The sequence below is a fragment of the Phytobacter diazotrophicus genome, assembly GCF_052061655.1.
GTDB lineage: Bacteria > Pseudomonadota > Gammaproteobacteria > Enterobacterales > Enterobacteriaceae > Phytobacter > Phytobacter diazotrophicus.
In genome coordinates, this window is record NZ_CM125428.1 from 5314035 (window position 1) to 5331744 (window position 17710).

Here is a 17710-nt window from a genome sequence, read left to right on the forward strand (position 1 = left end):
ATGCAGGATCGGAGCCGGAGGGAAACAGACTCTCACTGCCAGCCTGTTTTGCCTGCGACCCGGAGCCCTTATCGGCGCCGGTTCATTGCCATCGTTTACCACCCGACGGCGCGTTTACGAACACAACCAGTGTTCACCGGAAAGGTGAGTTGGGAATCGAACCCTCATGGTGTCTCTCTGCTGACAGAACGCCCCGCGGATAACGTCTTACCGTTCCGGGTGCGCTGGCGGGGCATAATCCCCTGCGTGTTCAGCGTCGTGACGTATCAGGTATTGCCAGAAGTGTGCCAGGTACTAAGAAATGAAAAATTAAAAATATAATTTATTGATATTTAATGATTTTAAATTTTACGCACTTTGATCGCTTGCTGGTAACACCACGCGTTTTTTATATTTAGTTATCGTTGTTTATCTTTAAGGATAAAAATGCAAAAGCGCAGAGTGGTAATTGGCGTACTGGGAACGGTGTTGGATAAACGCGGCAAGCGATCACATCGTTTTCGCAAATGGCGACCAACCGTTGGGTTATGCCAGCAGCCGGATTTTCCGGTTGATCGACTGGAGCTGCTCCACCAGTCGCGCGACGAAGGCATGGCTCAACAACTGGCGGAAGATATCGCGCTGCTTTCACCGCAAACCACTGTGCGCCCTCATACGGTGAATATTCGCGATCCCTGGGATTTTGAAGAGGTGTACGCCGCGTTTCTGGATTTCGCCAGCCACTACGATTTCGATACGGAAAATGAAGAGTATCTGGTGCATATCACCACCGGCACGCACGTGGCGCAGATCTGCTGGTTTTTGCTGACGGAAGCCCGCTACCTGCCCGCCAGCCTGCTGCAAACCAGCCCGGCACCAAAAGGGGCTTCTGAGGAGGATGTTGCCGCCGGCGTTTACTCGGTTATCGATCTTGATTTAAGCCGCTATGCGACCTTAACCAGCCGCTTTCAACGCGAACAACAACAGTCGGTCTCGCTGCTGAAAGCCGGTATCGATACGCGCAACACAACGTTTAATAAGCTCATCGATCAAATTGAACGGGTAGCCTTGCGCTCAACGGCCCCCATTCTTCTCACCGGGCCTACCGGCGCCGGTAAATCTTTTCTGGCAAAACGTATTTATCAGTTGCGCCAGTCGCGCCACCGCGTTGCGGGCAAACTTGTCGCCGTTAACTGCGCCACACTGCGCGGCGATAACGCCATGTCGACCTTGTTTGGTCATGTCAAAGGAGCCTTTACCGGCGCGCTAACGCCGCGAATGGGGCTGCTGCGCGAAGCCGATGGCGGTGTGCTGTTTCTGGATGAAATCGCTGAACTGGGTCTGGATGAGCAGGCCATGCTGCTGAAAGCCATTGAAGAAAAAACGTTCTTCCCCTTTGGCTCAGATAAAGAGGTGCACAGTGATTTCCAGCTTATCGCCGGAACGCACCGCGACATGCGCCAGTGGGTGATGGAAGGAAAATTCCGTGAAGATCTTTACGCGCGTATCAATATGTGGACTTTTGCTCTGCCGGGGCTTGCAGAACGACGGGAAGATATCGCGCCGAATATTGAATTCGAACTCCAGCGCTTTTGTAGCGAAGCCCAGACGCACATCCGTTTCGACAAAGACGCACGCGAACGCTATCTGGCATTTGCCTGTTCCGGACAGGCGCAGTGGCGCGGCAACTTTCGTGAGCTGAGTTCCTCGATTGCCCGTATGGCGACGCTGGCCGAACAGGGGCGCATTACCCTTTCTATCGCCGACGAAGAAATCAGCCGTTTGCAGCACGCCTGGCAGACGCCTTCCGCACTTCCCCCTTTAGCAGAGGAGGTCGATCTATTTGATCAACGCCAGTTAGAAACCGTACTGGAGGTTTGTCGTCGTCACCACTCTCTTTCCGATGCCGGGCGCGAGTTGTTTGCCGTTTCGCGCCTGAAAAAAGCCAGGCCGAATGATGCTGACCGTCTGCGTAAATACCTCGCTCGCTTCGGTCTGAACTGGGAAAACGTCCGCCCGGCGACATGAATCCTCTTCACCTTAATTTGTTTGAATAAAATTTCCTCACGCGATAAACAATACCTATGGCCGGGCTCGAACCCGGCCTTTTTATAACGAAACACAACACAACGCGTTAAAGGAAAACACTATGCTCGCTGTACTCACCCGGCTGTTCCCGTTATGGGCGCTGCTGCTCTCTGTTATTGCCTGGTACACCCCCTCAACCTTTACCCCTGTAGGCCCGTGGGTCACTACGCTGCTGATGCTGATTATGTTCGGCATGGGCGTGCACCTGAAAATTGACGATTTCAAACGCGTGCTTTCCCGCCCGGCGCCGGTGGCGGCAGGTATTTTTCTGCACTATCTGGTGATGCCGCTGGCCGCCTGGCTGCTGGCGATGCTATTCAAGATGCCGCCGGATCTCTCTGCCGGGATGGTACTGGTGGGTAGCGTAGCCAGCGGTACGGCATCCAACGTCATGATCTATCTGGCGAAGGGCGACGTAGCGCTCTCGGTGACGATTTCTTCCGTCTCAACGCTGGTTGGCGTGGTGGCGACACCCCTGCTGACGCGTCTGTATGTTGATGCCCACATTCAGGTAGATGTCATGGGCATGCTGCTGAGCATTCTGCAGATTGTGGTGATTCCCATTGGCCTCGGTTTAGTGGTGCACCATCTCTTCCCACGCGTGGTGAAAGCTGTGGAGCCGTATCTTCCCGCGTTTTCGATGGTCTGTATTCTGGCGATCATCAGCGCCGTGGTGGCGGGTTCCGCCTCGTATATTGCTTCCGTGGGCATGGTAGTTATCGTCGCGGTGATTTTGCACAACAGTATCGGCCTGCTGGGTGGCTACTGGGGTGGCCGTCTGTTCGGTTTTGACGAATCCACCTGTCGCACACTGGCCATCGAAGTGGGAATGCAGAACTCTGGCCTGGCTGCCGCACTCGGTAAAATCTACTTCTCGCCGCTGGCTGCCCTGCCTGGCGCGCTGTTCTCGGTCTGGCACAACCTCTCCGGTTCGCTGCTGGCTGGTTACTGGTCCGGTAAGCCTATTTCAGATAAACCCCGCAAAACAGCAAAAGAGAGCTGATAAGCCGTAGCCCGGTCGGCATGCGTCAGATCCGGGTTTCCCCGGCGGCGCTTCGCCTGCCGGGGCTACGCGTCAGTGCGATAGATGTTGTAACAAATGACAATTTACTGTGAGCACCCCACGCCTATGCCGTACACTGGTTCAACTTCCTGACCGAGGGCACCCACATGGCACTCCCCCGCATTACCCAAAAAGAGATGACCGAGCGCGAGCAGCGTGAACTGAAAACCTTGCTCGACCGCGCGCGCATTGCGCACGGGCGTGTATTGACCAACGCTGAAACCAACAGCATCAAAAAAGAGTACATCGATAAATTAATGGTTGAGCGTGAAGCAGAGGCAAAAAAAGCCCGCCAGATAAAGAAAAAGCAGGCTTACAAACCAGATGAAGCGGCCACCTTTTCCTGGTCGGCCAGTACGTCGACGCGCGGCAGGCGTTAACGCCCCTTCTTCTTGCGCCCCGGCTGGGTAAAGCGTTTACGCGAAGCCAGTTCCGCCGGGGTTTTCGCCATATTTTTCGCCCCACTGGCGGCGGGTTTCTTCGCGGCAGTCGTCGCCGTTTTCGGTTTACTCTTTGCCTTTGGCTTCGCTTCGGACGATGAATTCTCGATAAGCTTAAACAGGGCAATCAGTTCATCATCGGTCAGATCGCGCCACTCCCCGAGCGGCAGGCCAGCCAGCCCCACATTCATAATCCGGGTACGCTCAAGCTTCGTGACTTCATAGCCAAAATGTTCACACATGCGGCGAATCTGGCGATTCAGCCCCTGAATCAGGGTGATACGAAAAACAAACGGCGCCTCTTTTTTGACTTTGCATTTTTTCGTCACGGTTCCCAGAATCGGTACGCCTGCTCCCATGCCACGAATAAACTCATCGGTCACGGGTTTGTCCACCGTCACCAGATACTCTTTTTCGTGGTCATTGCCGGCACGCAAAATCTTGTTCACCAGGTCGCCGTGGTTGGTGAGGAAAATCAGCCCCTGGGAATCTTTGTCGAGACGACCAATGGGGAAAACGCGTTTGCTGTGGTTAACAAAATCAACAATGTTGTCTTTTTCACTGTCTTCCGTGGTACTGACAATGCCCACGGGTTTGTTTAACGCGATAAAGACCAGATCTTCGGCCTCTCGCGGCTCAATCAACTGACCGTTTACCTTTACGACGTCGCCAGGCTTAACCTGATCGCCAATGGTGGCACGTTTACCGTTGAGGAAAACATTGCCTTGTTCTATGTAGCGATCGGCTTCGCGGCGCGAGCAAATTCCGCTTTCGCTGATGTATTTATTTAATCGGGTTGATGAGTCTGGCAGCATAAATTCTCCTGTAAAAGCGCAATATATCTTATCAGAAGGTTAAGGAAATCTGCGCTTTCTCGCATCCCGGTGCTAAATGTGATCCACAGCGTCTTTCTACACAAAAGTGACGTCTTACCACGCGTGCAACTTTCTGTGGCGAAAAATAGCAGAATCAATCACTTAGACACTACAGCATAGCGTGCAGACGTCAGCCACGCGCATAATCATTTGTGCAAGATATTCCCTCGTTCCATCGCCTTGAAATAGAACAAAATTCCTTTGAATATGCCCCCGCATGCGGTTATATCAAATCAAGGAACATCAATCGTGGTTTGCACAAATATGCAAGGGTCCAAAGAGAGTGAGGCCCTGCCCTTTAGCGAAGCGATGGTAAATCACGCCAGCGTGGTCTTTGAGGTGGTCGCCCTGCCGCCAGAAACCCCGGTGATTCGCCTGGCACAGCAGCGTGGCAAAACATCAGCGGCGCAGAAGTGACTGCGCAGCAGGCCGTGAACAGTTCGCGATGTAATCCGGCGTGCGCACGGACGCGGCGCTTATCGCCGAAGCGGGTTGATGGCACTGAAAAAGCACCAGGGAAGGAGCTCAATATCCATTGACAAGAAAATCAATGGCATCACGCAATACCGTTCTCGCGCTTGTCAAATCCGCAACACGTTCACCCAGGTCTTTGACCGATATGCCAGCCATCATATGCATCATGACGACATAAGGTTTGTCATTGATTTCCACGACGGGGCATATTTTCGCTGGCGGCGACATACCGGCAAGGAGAGTAAGCTCGATTGCTGGTGCAACAAGAGCGTGCTTAAGCACATTTGCAACGGGATGCTGGAGGTTAATCAAAAAAGGATAGACGCTTTTCCCGCTGCCCTTGTTTTCAAAAATGTGGAACTGCTCCATCAGAATGACCGTTGAAAATCGCTGAATGAACCATTTTCATCTACCCACTGATTAATGGCATCAATGGATTTCTGATTCTCACGCAGCCATTCATCACGTTTATTTTCACGAAATTTTTCAATCAGCGCCTCGGTTAACACCACTGACAGATTGAGGTTGAGCTCGCGCGCCTGGGTAAGAATGTCAGGCGACAGCGACACATTCACCGATTTTTTTACGTTCGATGCACTGCGCATGAGAACCCCCATAGTAAGGCGCATTAAGTGTCTAAGATTAGCGTAGTGAACGAGCATTTTCTATTTCTCCATCCGTGGTTATCGAGTGCCTAACATAAAGTATTTTCCAGGACAGAGTCACGCTCCACACATCCATTGTGCGAAGCGTTTTCCACGTTAATACTCATCCCTTTCATCATCTTCATCCGGCTGCTCCAGCACGCTGTAAGCCACCGAACAGAACAGCGAGTTAAGGCGTTTCATATCGCCCAACAGCCCCAGGTGTAGCGAACTGGTCTCTATACTCTGCACGTTCTGCTGATGCAACCTGTCAACATGGGCATGGGAGTAGCGACGGTTGAGGATACGAAAGCGATGTTTGCTGCGACGCAGGCGGCGCGCACTGGTGACATCGGCAGAGAAAAAGACCGACATCGCCAGTTTCAAATTGCTGACCAACTGTTCGTGTAACGTATCAAGCTCTTTCAGCCCCTCACCGGAAAAAGCCCGCCGCGCCGCCAGTGATTTATCGGCGATTTCACTGCCCATGCGCTCCACAATGTCAGAGGCCTGCTCAAGGTTAAGAGACATCTCGATAATCTCAGCCCAGCGCCGTGACTCCTCTTCCGCCAGTTCTTCTTTTGGCATACGTGCAAGGTAGAGTTTGATGGCGGTATACAACACATTAATGTCATCGGCGAGCTTACGCAGGTCTTTTTCTTCCCTCGGCGCACCGTGCATCACTTTATGCAACCCTTCGAGCATCAGCTCCATCGCGTCGCCCATCCGTAATGTTTCGCGGGCCGCGTTCGCCAGGGCAAGCGTTGGCGTATCCAGCGCTGAACTGTCGAGGTGTTTTGGTTTGAGTCGCGCATCCAGCTCCGGCTCATCGCGAATCAGACGTTCACAGAAGGTCGCCATCACGCCCACAAAAGGGACCATTGCCAGGCAGCGAATCAGGTTGTAGAAGACGTGGAAGTAGATGACCAGCTCCGCTTTCGGCAGCGGCAGCTTGCCCATCACATCGGCCAGTAAGTGCACAAACGGCAGGATTACCAGGCTCCCCACCAGCTTAAACAGCAAGCTGCCCAGCGCCACGCGGCGTGCGGCGGCGTTGGCGGCACTGTTGTTAAGCATCGCCAACAGGCCGGAACCGAGGTTGGCGCCAATCACCAGGCAGAGCGCCACCGGAAAGGAGATGATCCCCGCCGTGGTCAGCGTGGCGGTCAGTAATACAGCCGCCAGACTGGAATAGCTGATGATAGCGAACACCGCGCCAATCAGCGCATCCAGCATGATATCGCCCGTCAGCGACGCGAAGATCACCTGCACGCCATCGGCCTGGGTAATAGGGGTTACCGCCTGAACAATCAGCTCAAGCGCCAGTAAAATCAGTCCAAGGCCAATGCTGACACGCCCCAGTTGGCCTTCGCGTGTCTGTTTACGCCCCAGGAAGAAAATCACGCCGATGAAGATCAGCAACGGTGATAACCACGAGAGATCGAAGGTGAGAACACGCGCCATCAGCGCGGTCCCCACGTCGGCCCCCAGCACGATCACCAGCGCAGGCGCGAGCGCCCGAGGTCCTGGGCAACAAACGACGTCACCAGCATGGTGGTAGCGTTACTGCTTTGCACCAGTGCGGTCACGCCAATCCCTGCGCTAAAAGCGAGGGACTTCTTTTCAATACTGCGACTCAGTACCGTGCGCAGTCGCGCGCCGAAAACGCGCATCACACCGGTACGTACGATATGCGTGCCCCACACTAACAGGGCAACAGAAGAGAGTAAGTGAAGCAAAATTAACACGTATTCTGGTTCTCCTTATCGTTGTCGATTCCTTTCGGTTTCTCCTCGACCCGGTTTTACCCTGCGTGTCGGGGGAAAACTCTGTCAAACAGGTCAGAGCAAGGCTCATTGAATCTAAGTATAAAGTCTTACGCGCCATAAAGAGACAGACGAATTCAACATTACGTTAACAATCCCCGTCTTCTCAGCCACAGCAGCGAACCGACCTTGAGCGTTTCGGAAAGGACAAATAAAAAAAGACCAACGAAGACGTTATCGATTCGCATAACCTGCAGGAGCAACGGAAAAAGTGCGACCGAGCAGGTGAGAGATAAAATACGCATCACTTCCTGCAACCCAATGAGCAGGAAACGTATTTTCTTTTTCGCGAGAAAGGCGTATGCCGAAAAACAGAGCGATAACAATAACCCTGAATGGATAAAAAAGAGGGATTGCAGAAAAATACGGTCAGCACCCCGAACTTCCATTAACGCTAGCTGAGCGTAAAAAAGCTGGATATCGGACCAGATCGGTACGTGACCCATCTTTAGGGAATAGAAAAGGTAGCTCCCGATAGCCAGCAGATCCATCACACCCCAGAATGTAAATATTTTATCTTTGTAACTCATGCCATTACCGCGTCCCTGTTATGCATAACACTTTTTATCAGTATAAAGGCAAAGGCGTAATAAAGAGATAAAGAAAATGGAGTAAACTGCATTATCCATCCAGGATGGAATAATAAAATGGACAACTGCGATAACTTTCATATTCAGCGGCTTGTCTTTAATTATCGTTTCTTCTGTAGAAACTTTGTTAAAGAAAAAACAATGTTGTTACTCTCGCAAAAGAGAAATTATCCGCTTTATTTATAATTTAATATGCTAAATAATCTGCCATGATTTATTACGCAGTAGGGGAATTAAGATGCGTTTCAGTACTATGTCCGACAGTGAAATTATTTCTGAACTGTGCCGCAGAATTAAAGAAACGCGTATGCAGCTCGGGCTATCGCAGATTGAGCTGGCCGAGCGTGCACAAGTCGGCGCTGCAACCATCAAACGCGTTGAATTAGGCGAGTCCGTTACCCTGAGTACGCTGATTGGTATTTTGCGCGGTCTGGATCGTCTGCATCAACTGGAGTCGGTTTTATTCGATTCGCACATTCGCACCTTTAACGCGCAAATCAATGCCGCGACCCCTTCCCGCATCCGTATCCGGAAAAAAGCGCATCAGCCAAAAGAAAAATTTGCCGCCGCAGCGCAGACCAATGAAGCGAACGCCACCATTAACGAATGGTATACCTCATCGGCATCTCACAGTGTGGTGTGGTCTTTCCTGCCGCCTGACACAGAGAAAAAAGGTTAGCCCGGATGGCACTGACGCTTATCCGGGCTATCAACTATAGCCCCGGTTAGCACAGCGCCACCGGGGAGAGAAAGGACTCAGGATTCACATACCGCGACTTTAATCGCCAGACCGCCTCGTGCGGTTTCACGATATTTGGCGTTCATGTCTTTGCCCGTCTCAAACATCGTTTCGATGACTTTATCCAGTGAGACCTTCGGATCGCTGGTGCGGTACATCGCCATGCTGGCCGAGTTAATCGCCTTCACGGCCGCAATCGCGTTACGCTCAATACACGGCACCTGGACCTGACCGGCCACCGGATCGCAGGTCAGCCCAAGGTTATGCTCCATGCCGATTTCCGCCGCGATGCACACTTTCTCCGGGCTACCGCCCAGCAGTTCCGCCAGCCCGGCAGAAGCCATAGAACAGGCGACCCCCACTTCACCCTGGCAGCCGACTTCTGCACCGGAAATCGACGCATTCATCTTATACAGAATGCCAATCGCGCCCGCCGTCAGGTAGTAGCGCATATAGATTTCCGGCGTCACCGCTTTGATAAAGCGATCGTAATAGGCCAGTACTGCCGGGATGATACCGCAGGCACCGTTGGTCGGCGCGGTAACCACTCGCCCGCCCGCCGCGTTCTCTTCGCCGACGGCCATGGCGAACATATTGACCCAGTCCATTGCGCTTAATGGCGTAATGGACTGGCTTTGCGGCGCCAGTACGCGATGCAGTGCAGAGGCACGACGCGGTACTTTCAGCGGGCCAGGCAAAATGCCTTCCGTGTTCATACCACGGTTGATGGCGTTTCTCATGGTCTCCCAGATTTTCGCCATATTTTGCTCAACGTTCTCCCTGCCGTGGCGGGCGATCTCATTTTTCATCATCACCGCAGAAATCGACAGGCAGTTGTCGTGGCAATGTGCCAGCAGGTTGCGGGCAGAATAGAACGGGAACGGAATATCGACATCCGCATCCTGATTCTTACCAAAGTTTTCTTCCGTGACGATAAAACCGCCACCGATCGAATAATAGGTCTGGAAGTGGACAATTTTGCCATCGCAAAACGCCGTAATGCTCATGCCGTTTTCATGCAGCGGCAGAAACTCATTGTGAAAACGCATGCATTCCGCCACCGGGAACTCAATTTCCCGCTGACCTTCTTCAATAAACAGACGATGCATGGTGTTTACATCGCGAATAATTCCGGGAATGGCATCGATATCGACGGTATCCGGTAAATACCCGGACAACCCAAGAATGATCGCGATATCGGTGTGGTGGCCTTTACCTGTTAATGACAGGGAACCGTACACATCCACCACCAGACGAGTCACTTTATGCAGCAGGCCTTTTTCCTGCAGGGTATCAACAAAATGTTTTCCTGCTTTCATCGGTCCAACAGTGTGTGAGCTGGACGGCCCGATGCTGATTTTGAAAATATCGAAAACGCTAATCATGTGGCACCCATGCGGTTACAAAGCAAAACGGATGCGCCGCCTCTAACAGGCGGCGCTGAAAACTTAGCTGAACAGAGAGAAGAAGATGGCGGAGATGGCAATCAGACCCATCAGCACTACAAACGCATTGCTGATGTGACCGCTGTACTTGCGCATAGCCGGTACTTTGTTGATGGCATACATCGGCATCAGGAACAGAATCATCGCGATAACCGGGCCACCCAGCGTTTCAATCATGCCCAGGATGCTCGGGTTCAGGGTCGCGACAATCCAGGTCGTCACCAGCATAAACAGCGCGGTGATTTTGTTCAGTTTGTTGGTTTCGATGGATTTGCCTTTGCCGCGCAGAGATTTAATCACCATGCCGTTGAAACCTTCACGCGCACCGAGGTAGTGGCCGAGGAAAGATTTGGTAATGGCAATCATGGCGATAATCGGCGCCATCCAGGCAATCACCGGCGCGTTAAAGTGGTTCGCCAGATAGGAGAGAATAGAGATGTTTTGTGCTTTCGCTTCCGCCAGGTTTTCCGGGGAGAGGCTCAGTACACAACTGAACACAAAGAACATCACGGTCAGCACCATCATGATATGTGCAAAGCCCAGAATACGGGAACATTTGCGCTCGGCATCCTGGCCGTACTCTTCACGTTTAGCGACCGCGAAAGAGGAGATAATCGGCGAGTGGTTGAACGAGAAAACCATGACCGGAATAGCCAGCCACAGCGTCATCCACAGACCGTGACCACCTGGCGCAGCGCTGCTCAGGGAAAGTGTATCGAGGACCGCACCGTTCCATTGCGGGATCAAATACAGCGCCAGCATCATCAGCGCGGCAACGAACGGGAACACCAGCACGCTCATCGCTTTAACAATCATTTTTTCGCCAAAACGGACAATACCCATCATGCCGATAATCAGAATCAGCGACAAAATGGCGCGCGGCGGAGACACCAGACCAAGCTGGTGAGTAATAAAGCTGTCGACCGTGTTAGTAATTGCAACACTATAAACCAGCAGAATTGGATAAATAGCGAAGAAATAAAGCAGCGTAATGAGTTTACCGGCGCCGATACCAAAATGTTCTTCAACCACTTCGGTAATATCTTCACCCGGATTTTTACCCGACAGAACGAAACGGGTTAAACCACGGTGGGCGAAAAAGGTCATCGGGAATGCGAGAATTGCCATGATGATTAACGGAATTAAACCACCAACCCCGGCGTTAATCGGCAGGAAAAGGACCCCTGCGCCAATCGCAGTACCGTACAGGCCCAGCATCCAGACGGTATCACTTTTTCTCCAGCCGCTGCTTTCGCGAGCGACGAGGGTATTTTGAACGGTTTCCATAATATGGCCTCAGTAATATAGATTAGAGCCATTTTTATTTGGCTCTGATTCAGGTAATAAAAGTGCTGTGTTTATTTGGCTATTTTATTAAATGCAACTATGCTGAGTTACTAACAGCGATCACATAACCTGATTTATTGAGGGACTTTTAAAGTATCAAAAATAACACCGGGGTTTTAATATATTTTTAAAGTATCATTTTTAATACGTTATTAATTACGGCGCGGATTAACACTTTATATAGTTATATATACTAAGGCTGCTAATGACAATTATAATTGACATACGATTAATAAAAATATTTACCCTGCTGTTATCTAAAGATACTGAGTAATGAAAAACGGGCCTGCAGGATAGTTCCGTGAATGAAAGAGCGTTCAGAATCAGGCCCGGTTGGTGCCATCGGCGCAGAGCGTTGAACGCGGACAGCGCGCAAAAACCGGAACGTACACTGAGTACGTGAGGATTTTGAGCACTGTCCAGGTTCAAACAGGCAAGCAAGATAGCCTAATTCGCCTGATGTTTAGTCCGCGTCATAGCCCAGATTCGGTGCCAGCCAGCGTTCCACTTCCGCCACGCTCATGCCCTTACGCAATGCGTAGTCCGCCACCTGGTCGCGCTGAATCTGCGCCACGGCGAAATACTTGCTGTCAGGGTGGCTAAAGTACCAGCCGGAGACCGAGGCGCCCGGCCACATGGCGAAGGATTCCGTCAGCTTCATACCGGTGTGGGTTTCCACATCCAGTAACTGCCAGATCGTGCCTTTTTCCGTATGCTCCGGGCAGGCCGGATATCCCGGCGCCGGGCGGATCCCCTGATAATTTTCGCGGATCAGCTCTTCGTTACTGAGGTTCTCGTTGGCCGCATAGCCCCAATAGACCTTACGTACGCGTTCATGCAGATATTCGGCGAAGGCTTCCGCCAGACGGTCTGCCACGGCTTTTATCATGATTTTGTTGTAATCATCATGCTGCGCGTCGTACGCCTCTGCCAGCGCGTCTTCCTCAAGACCACCGGTCACCGCAAACGCGCCGATGTAATCTTCTTTGCCGCTCAACTTCGGCGCGACAAAATCGGCCAGACAGTAGTTAGCGAAACCCACTTTCTCGGTCTGCTGACGCAGATGACGACTTACCGCGAGCACCTGAGTGCGGGTTTCATCGCGATAGATCTCAACATCGTCGCCTACGCGGTTCGCCGGGAACAAGCCCACCACACCACGTGGGTTGAGGCTCTTCTCACGGCTTAACATATCCAGCATATCGTTGGCGTCCTGGAACAGGCGCTTAGCCTCTTCCCCGACGATTTCATCTTCGAGAATGCGCGGATACTTGCCAGCCAACGACCAGGTCATAAAGAACGGCGTCCAGTCGATGTAGTTACGCAGGGTTTCGATGCTGGCTTCCACTTCCTGCACGCCCAGGCGATGGGCCACCGGCGGGGTGTAGCTCTCCCAGTCGAAGGCCAGATCGTTTTCACGGGCGGCCTCCAGCGTCACGGGTGGCGTACGCGGCTTCTTACGTCCATGCTGAATACGCACGGTTTCGTACTCTTTACGTGTGCGGGCCACAAACTCATCGCGCTGGGTATCAGACAGCAGCGAGGCCACCACACCAACAGTGCGCGAGGCGTTTTGCACATAGACCGTCGGGCCGCTGTAGTTCTGCTCGATTTTCACCGCCGTGTGCGCTTTTGAGGTGGTCGCGCCGCCAATCAGCAACGGGATCGTGAAGCCCTGGCGCTCCATCTCCTTCGCCACGTTCACCATTTCATCCAGCGACGGGGTGATAAGGCCAGACAGGCCAATCAGGTCGGCGTTTACTTCACGGGCAGTTTTGAGAATTTTGTCCGTCGGCACCATCACGCCGAGATCGACGATTTCGTAGTTGTTACACTGTAATACCACGCCGACAATATTTTTGCCGATGTCGTGGACGTCGCCTTTCACGGTGGCGATGACCATTTTGCCGTTGCTGGAGCCCTTCTCTTTGCTGGCTTCGATAAACGGCTCAAGGTAGGCCACCGCCTGTTTCATCACACGGGCGGATTTCACCACCTGCGGCAGGAACATTTTGCCTTCGCCGAACAGGTCGCCGACCACGTTCATGCCATCCATCAGCGGCCCTTCAATCACCTCAATCGGGCGAGCAGCCTGCTGGCGGGCCTCTTCGGTGTCCTGTTCGATAAACTCGGTAATACCTTTAACCAGCGAATATTCCAGACGCTTTTTCACGTCCCAGCTCCGCCATTCCGCCTGCTGGGCGTTGGCGGTATCGTCGGTTTTGCTGCCACGGTATTTTTCTGCCAGATCCAGCAAGCGTTCTGTGCTGTCATCGCGGCGGTTCAGAATCACATCTTCCACCGCATCACGCAGTTCTGCCGGCAGGTCGTCGTAAATCGCCAGTTGCCCGGCGTTGACGATCCCCATATCCATGCCATTACGGATAGCGTAATAGAGGAAGACCGCGTGGATCGCCTCACGTACCGGGTCATTACCGCGGAATGAGAACGAGACGTTGGAGACGCCGCCGGAGATCAGCGCATGGGGCAGTTCGCGTTTGATGTCTTCGCAGGCCCCGATAAAGTCCTGCGCATAGTTGTTGTGCTCTTCGATCCCGGTGGCGACCGCAAAGATATTCGGGTCAAAAATAATGTCTTCCGGCGGGAAGCCCACTTCTTTGGTCAGGATGTTGTACGCCCGGCGGCAAATTTCGATTTTGCGCTCGCGGGTATCCGCCTGGCCTACTTCATCAAAGGCCATCACCACCACGGCGGCACCGTAACGGCGTACCTTTTTCGCATGATGGATAAACGCGTCAACGCCCTCTTTCATTGAGATGGAGTTAACGATGCCTTTACCCTGAATGCATTTCAGCCCTTTCTCGATCACCTCCCATTTTGAGGAGTCGATCATAATCGGTACGCGGGCGATGTCCGGTTCACCGGCAATCAGGTTGAGGAAACGCACCATCGCCGCTTCGGCGTCGAGCATCCCCTCATCCATATTGATATCGATGATTTGCGCGCCGCTTTCCACCTGCTGACGCGCCACGTCCAGCGCTTCGTTGTACTTCTCTTCTTTGATCAGGCGTTTGAATTTCGCCGAACCGGTGACGTTAGTGCGTTCACCCACGTTCACAAACAGGCTGTCATCGCCAATATTCAGCGGCTCCAGGCCCGCCAGACGGCAGGCGACGGGAATGTCCGGCAGTTTGCGCGGTGGCAGACCGGCGACGGCATCGCTCATCGCTTTAATGTGTTCCGGCGTGGTGCCGCAACACCCGCCAACCACGTTCAGGAAGCCGGACTCTGCCCATTCGCGAATTTGTGCCGCCATGGTGTCGGCGTCGAGATCGTATTCGCCAAAGGCGTTTGGCAACCCGGCGTTCGGGTGCGCGGTCACGTAGCATTCGGCAATGCGCGAGAGTTCCTGCACATACTGGCGCAGTTCGTCTGGCCCCAGTGCGCAGTTCAGGCCGAAGGTGAGCGCATCGGCGTGACGCAATGAGTTATAGAAGGCTTCAGTGGTTTGCCCGGAAAGCGTGCGCCCGGAAGCATCGGTAATGGTGCCAGAAATCATGATCGGCAGATCGACGCCCAGCGCCTCCAGCTCTTCTTTCACCGCGAAAATGGCGGCTTTGGCGTTCAGGGTGTCGAACACCGTTTCGATCAGGATCAGGTCGCTACCCCCTTCCACCAGCGCTTTGGTCGACTCGCGATAGGCGGTCACCAGTTGGTCGAAAGTGATATTACGAAACGCGGGGTCGTTAACGTCCGGCGAGATAGAGGCTGTCCGGTTGGTTGGGCCAAGAACACCGGCAACATAACGCGGTTTGTCAGGCGTGCGGGCAGTCCATTCATCGGCACACGCGCGGGCGAGTTTGGCCGCCGCAAAGTTGATCTCCGCCGACAGGGATTCCATCTGGTAATCCGCCATCGCGATAGTGGTGGAGTTAAAGGTGTTGGTCTCAATGATATCCGCACCCGCTTCAAAATAGGCGGAATGGATAGCGGCAATCACCTCTGGCTTTGTAATCACCAGCAGATCATTGTTACCCTTGAGGTCGCAGGGCCAGTCGGCGAATCGCTCACCGCGGAAATCCTGCTCACTGAGACGCTGATTCTGGATCATGGTGCCCATGCCCCCGTCCAGAACCAAAATTCGTTCTTTTAACTGCTGCTGCAGTTGCTCAACTTTGCTGCTCACACGTGCTCCCGACAACGCTCAACCAGGCCAAAAGGCCAGCAGGACATACTGGCACAAACTGACAGAGCGGAAAAGGCACACAGGGGGAACATGAGAGATGTTCACTTGAACTCATCCGATCAGTCCGCGTCAGAGTTGCATTATAATTAAATAAAACGAAAATGATTTCCACGATACAGAAAAGGAGTCAGCCATGGTCGCCACTGTTCCCGCTAAACGCGGCAGAAAACCCGCCGCCCCCGCCGCTCAGGCTACCGGGCAAGTCCAGTCTCTGACGCGTGGACTCAAACTGCTTGAGTCAATTGCCGAATCCCATGGTAGCGTTGCGCTCACCGAGCTGGCGCAACAGGCCGGCCTGCCCAATTCCACAACCCACCGTCTGCTCACCACCATGCAACAGCTTGGCTTTGTGCGCCAGGTCGGTGAATTAGGCCACTGGTCCGTTGGCGCCCACGCGTTTATCGTCGGCAGCAGCTTTTTGCAAAGCCGCAATCTGATGGCGATTGTCCATCCGATCCTGCGCAAGCTGATGGAAGATTCCGGCGAGACGGTCAACCTTGCGGTACTCGACCAGAGCGACCATCAGGCCATAATTATAGACCAGGTACAGTGTACCCAACTGATGCGCATGTCCGCGCCGATTGGCGGGAAGCTGCCGATGCACGCTTCCGGCGCGGGTAAGGCGTTCCTCGCCTATTTGAATGATGACCAGGTCTCCGGCCTGCTGCATCGCAAAGGGCTGCATGCCTATACCCATGCCACGCTGGTATCACCGGTACATCTGAAAGAGGATCTGGCCCAGACGCGTAAGCGCGGTTACTCCTTTGATGACGAAGAACATGCGCTTGGCCTGCGCTGCGTCGCTGCCTGCATTTATGATGAACACGGTGTGCCGTTTGCCGCGATTTCTATTTCCGGACCCATTTCCCGTATCACCGATGACCGGGTGACTGAGCTGGGTGCGCTGGCGATCAAAGGGGCCAAAGAGGTGACGGTCGCCTGGGGCGGGATGCGTCAAAATGGCTGACCTCAAATCATATTGGCAGGATAAATACCCTTCGGCTTTCTGCTGGTCATTCGGCGATTCACCGGAACTGGCCGACGAGCTGGCAGCCCTGGTCATTGCGGGGAAAAAGCGCGGTACCTGCGGCTCGCTTGCCAGCTACAGGCAAGAACAACCCCCCGTCACGCCAGGGGCCTATCACATTGTACTGGACGGCCAGGGCAAAGCCGTATGCGTGATACGCACTCTGACGCTCAGGCTGATCCGGTTTAATGAAATGAGTCCTGAGCTCGCCGCGCTGGAAGGCGAAGGTGATTTGAGCCTGGCTTACTGGCAATCGGCGCATCAGGCGTTCTTTGAACGTGAAGGCACCTGGACGCCGGATATGGAACTGATCTTTGAGGAATTTGCCGTCGTTGAAAGGGCGAATTGAAAGTGGCCATAACCTGTTTAACGACCTGAGATTTAGAGAGAGTTCTGCGGATCCTGCTTTTCATGCAGCACTGCCAAAACGATAATCCCTGTTGAGACTTCACGGTAATAAATAATGTGGCTTTCGACAGGGAAACTACGCACTCCCGGAAAGAGATCGTTGCTGCGGTCACGGCCAGGGGAAGGATGTTTATCCAGAATATCCGTCATCGTAACGCGCAATACAGAAGCATATGCCTGCGCGACTTTCCTACCCCACCGATGCGTAGAATAAACACCAATCGCGTGAATATGCTCTTTCGCCCTTGTCGTAAAGCTGACGCTCATCCTTTCGCTATGCCCTTAAATATCCTTGGTTTTATCTGCTTCCAACGGGCCGAACACCTCCTCAACGCTATGCAATTCACCAGCATCCGCCTGAGCCATTGATTCAGCAAGAACAGCTTTCAGTCTCTGTAACTTCAATTGCGTATATTGATCATATTCCTCAGGAGAAATGACCACTGCCACTCGTTTACCATGCTTACTGATTTCCACAGGTTCACTCTGGGCCTTCATCAGCAAATCCCCAAATTGATTCTTTGCTTGTTGCGCAGGCATGACGTACATACATCCTCC

15 protein-coding genes and 2 pseudogenes are annotated in these 17710 nt (G+C 53.1%); 7 read left to right on the plus strand and 10 right to left on the minus strand.

The features are described from left to right. Window positions 1-426: 426 nt before the first annotated feature. The 3 genes from rtcR (at window position 427) to ACS0RQ_RS25715 (ending at window position 3510) form a co-directional block, all read left to right on the plus strand. A complete protein-coding gene (rtcR, locus tag ACS0RQ_RS25705) occupies window positions 427-2007 on the plus strand; it encodes an RNA repair transcriptional activator RtcR (protein WP_271851773.1) in 1581 nt (526 codons plus the stop codon). 121 nt (window positions 2008-2128) lie between these two features. Then, the gene (gene panS / locus ACS0RQ_RS25710; protein WP_103245100.1) at window positions 2129-3070 is read left to right on the plus strand and encodes a ketopantoate/pantoate/pantothenate transporter PanS; all 942 of its coding nucleotides are present in this window, start codon (window positions 2129-2131) and stop codon (window positions 3068-3070) included. 167 nt (window positions 3071-3237) lie between these two features. Continuing rightward, window positions 3238-3510 carry a YjbD family protein gene (locus ACS0RQ_RS25715; protein ID WP_071194375.1) on the plus strand — a complete coding sequence of 91 codons (273 nt, stop codon included), beginning with the start codon at window positions 3238-3240 and terminating at the stop codon, window positions 3508-3510. Here the strand turns inward: ACS0RQ_RS25715 and rluF are convergent. Next, the gene (gene rluF, locus ACS0RQ_RS25720; RefSeq protein WP_107224275.1) at window positions 3507-4385 is read right to left on the minus strand and encodes a 23S rRNA pseudouridine(2604) synthase RluF; all 879 of its coding nucleotides are present in this window, start codon (window positions 4383-4385) and stop codon (window positions 3507-3509) included. The two genes, ACS0RQ_RS25715 and rluF, sit on opposite strands and share 4 nt — an antisense overlap. A gap of 324 nt (window positions 4386-4709) precedes the next feature. Between rluF and ACS0RQ_RS25725 the strand changes: the two are divergent. Next, window positions 4710-4941 (plus strand): annotated as a pseudogene (locus ACS0RQ_RS25725) (shikimate 5-dehydrogenase); the annotation flags it as partial. A 29-nt stretch (window positions 4942-4970) separates the two neighbouring features. Here ACS0RQ_RS25725 and ACS0RQ_RS25730 read toward each other — a convergent pair. From ACS0RQ_RS25730 to ACS0RQ_RS25745, 4 genes and pseudogenes are all read right to left on the minus strand, one after another. After that, window positions 4971-5288, minus strand: a complete 318-nt coding sequence (locus ACS0RQ_RS25730) for a CcdB family protein (RefSeq protein WP_271851763.1) — start codon at window positions 5286-5288, stop codon at window positions 4971-4973. Beyond that, window positions 5288-5581: a type II toxin-antitoxin system CcdA family antitoxin gene (locus ACS0RQ_RS25735; RefSeq protein ID WP_271851762.1), complete on the minus strand. Its 294-nt coding sequence runs from the start codon at window positions 5579-5581 to the stop codon at window positions 5288-5290. Before ACS0RQ_RS25735 ends, ACS0RQ_RS25730 begins: the two co-directional genes overlap by 1 nt. Window positions 5582-5680: 99 nt before the next feature. Next, a pseudogene (locus ACS0RQ_RS25740) lies at window positions 5681-7311 on the minus strand (Na/Pi cotransporter family protein). A 161-nt stretch (window positions 7312-7472) separates the two neighbouring features. Next, window positions 7473-7919 (minus strand): hypothetical protein, encoded by a 447-nt coding sequence (locus ACS0RQ_RS25745; RefSeq protein ID WP_271851761.1) that lies wholly within the window; start codon window positions 7917-7919, stop codon window positions 7473-7475. A 298-nt stretch (window positions 7920-8217) separates the two neighbouring features. Here ACS0RQ_RS25745 and ACS0RQ_RS25750 point away from each other — a divergent pair, with 298 nt between their 5' ends. Then, complete coding sequence (locus ACS0RQ_RS25750) at window positions 8218-8658, plus strand: helix-turn-helix domain-containing protein (protein ID WP_071194377.1); 441 nt, start codon at window positions 8218-8220, stop codon at window positions 8656-8658. A 77-nt stretch (window positions 8659-8735) separates the two neighbouring features. Here the strand turns inward: ACS0RQ_RS25750 and ACS0RQ_RS25755 are convergent, their stop codons facing one another. The 3 genes from ACS0RQ_RS25755 to metH all read right to left on the minus strand — a co-directional run bounded on the left by ACS0RQ_RS25755 (window position 8736) and on the right by metH (window position 15657). Then, window positions 8736-10103: an L-serine ammonia-lyase gene (locus ACS0RQ_RS25755; RefSeq protein ID WP_039076771.1), complete on the minus strand. Its 1368-nt coding sequence runs from the start codon at window positions 10101-10103 to the stop codon at window positions 8736-8738. A gap of 63 nt (window positions 10104-10166) precedes the next feature. Continuing rightward, complete coding sequence (locus ACS0RQ_RS25760) at window positions 10167-11450, minus strand: HAAAP family serine/threonine permease (protein WP_271851759.1); 1284 nt, start codon at window positions 11448-11450, stop codon at window positions 10167-10169. A gap of 523 nt (window positions 11451-11973) precedes the next feature. Next, window positions 11974-15657: a methionine synthase gene (gene metH, locus ACS0RQ_RS25765; RefSeq protein WP_271851758.1), complete on the minus strand. Its 3684-nt coding sequence runs from the start codon at window positions 15655-15657 to the stop codon at window positions 11974-11976. A gap of 193 nt (window positions 15658-15850) precedes the next feature. Here metH and iclR point away from each other — a divergent pair, with 193 nt between their 5' ends. Then, complete coding sequence (gene iclR / locus ACS0RQ_RS25770; RefSeq protein WP_039076768.1) at window positions 15851-16684, plus strand: glyoxylate bypass operon transcriptional repressor IclR; 834 nt, start codon at window positions 15851-15853, stop codon at window positions 16682-16684. After that, entirely contained in the window at window positions 16677-17093 is a 417-nt protein-coding gene (locus tag ACS0RQ_RS25775) for an ASCH domain-containing protein (RefSeq protein ID WP_271851757.1), read from the plus strand. The genes iclR and ACS0RQ_RS25775 overlap by 8 nt, the downstream gene beginning before the upstream one ends. Before the next feature lie 32 nt (window positions 17094-17125). Here ACS0RQ_RS25775 and ACS0RQ_RS25780 read toward each other — a convergent pair whose 3' ends face one another. After that, window positions 17126-17419 (minus strand): type II toxin-antitoxin system RelE/ParE family toxin, encoded by a 294-nt coding sequence (locus ACS0RQ_RS25780; protein WP_271851755.1) that lies wholly within the window; start codon window positions 17417-17419, stop codon window positions 17126-17128. 15 nt (window positions 17420-17434) lie between these two features. Further along, window positions 17435-17701, minus strand: a complete 267-nt coding sequence (locus ACS0RQ_RS25785) for a type II toxin-antitoxin system Phd/YefM family antitoxin (protein ID WP_271851754.1) — start codon at window positions 17699-17701, stop codon at window positions 17435-17437. Window positions 17702-17710: the final 9 nt, after the last annotated feature.

Bases quoted from the DNA above. Each gene is read 5' to 3' on its own strand.
- ACS0RQ_RS25715 (WP_071194375.1), top strand. From the start codon at position 3,238: ATGGCACTCCCCCGCATTACCCAAAAAGAGATGACCGAGCGCGAGCAG.
- ACS0RQ_RS25785 (WP_271851754.1), bottom strand. From the start codon at position 17,701: ATGTACGTCATGCCTGCGCAACAAGCAAAGAATCAATTTGGGGATTTG.
- ACS0RQ_RS25755 (WP_039076771.1), bottom strand. From the start codon at position 10,103: ATGATTAGCGTTTTCGATATTTTCAAAATCAGCATCGGGCCGTCCAGC.
- ACS0RQ_RS25735 (WP_271851762.1), bottom strand. From the start codon at position 5,581: ATGCTCGTTCACTACGCTAATCTTAGACACTTAATGCGCCTTACTATG.
- ACS0RQ_RS25745 (WP_271851761.1), bottom strand. From the start codon at position 7,919: ATGAGTTACAAAGATAAAATATTTACATTCTGGGGTGTGATGGATCTG.
- ACS0RQ_RS25750 (WP_071194377.1), top strand. From the start codon at position 8,218: ATGCGTTTCAGTACTATGTCCGACAGTGAAATTATTTCTGAACTGTGC.
- ACS0RQ_RS25730 (WP_271851763.1), bottom strand. From the start codon at position 5,288: ATGGAGCAGTTCCACATTTTTGAAAACAAGGGCAGCGGGAAAAGCGTC.
- panS (WP_103245100.1), top strand. From the start codon at position 2,129: ATGCTCGCTGTACTCACCCGGCTGTTCCCGTTATGGGCGCTGCTGCTC.
- ACS0RQ_RS25760 (WP_271851759.1), bottom strand. From the start codon at position 11,450: ATGGAAACCGTTCAAAATACCCTCGTCGCTCGCGAAAGCAGCGGCTGG.
- rtcR (WP_271851773.1), top strand. From the start codon at position 427: ATGCAAAAGCGCAGAGTGGTAATTGGCGTACTGGGAACGGTGTTGGAT.
- rluF (WP_107224275.1), bottom strand. From the start codon at position 4,385: ATGCTGCCAGACTCATCAACCCGATTAAATAAATACATCAGCGAAAGC.
- iclR (WP_039076768.1), top strand. From the start codon at position 15,851: ATGGTCGCCACTGTTCCCGCTAAACGCGGCAGAAAACCCGCCGCCCCC.
- ACS0RQ_RS25775 (WP_271851757.1), top strand. From the start codon at position 16,677: ATGGCTGACCTCAAATCATATTGGCAGGATAAATACCCTTCGGCTTTC.
- ACS0RQ_RS25780 (WP_271851755.1), bottom strand. From the start codon at position 17,419: ATGAGCGTCAGCTTTACGACAAGGGCGAAAGAGCATATTCACGCGATT.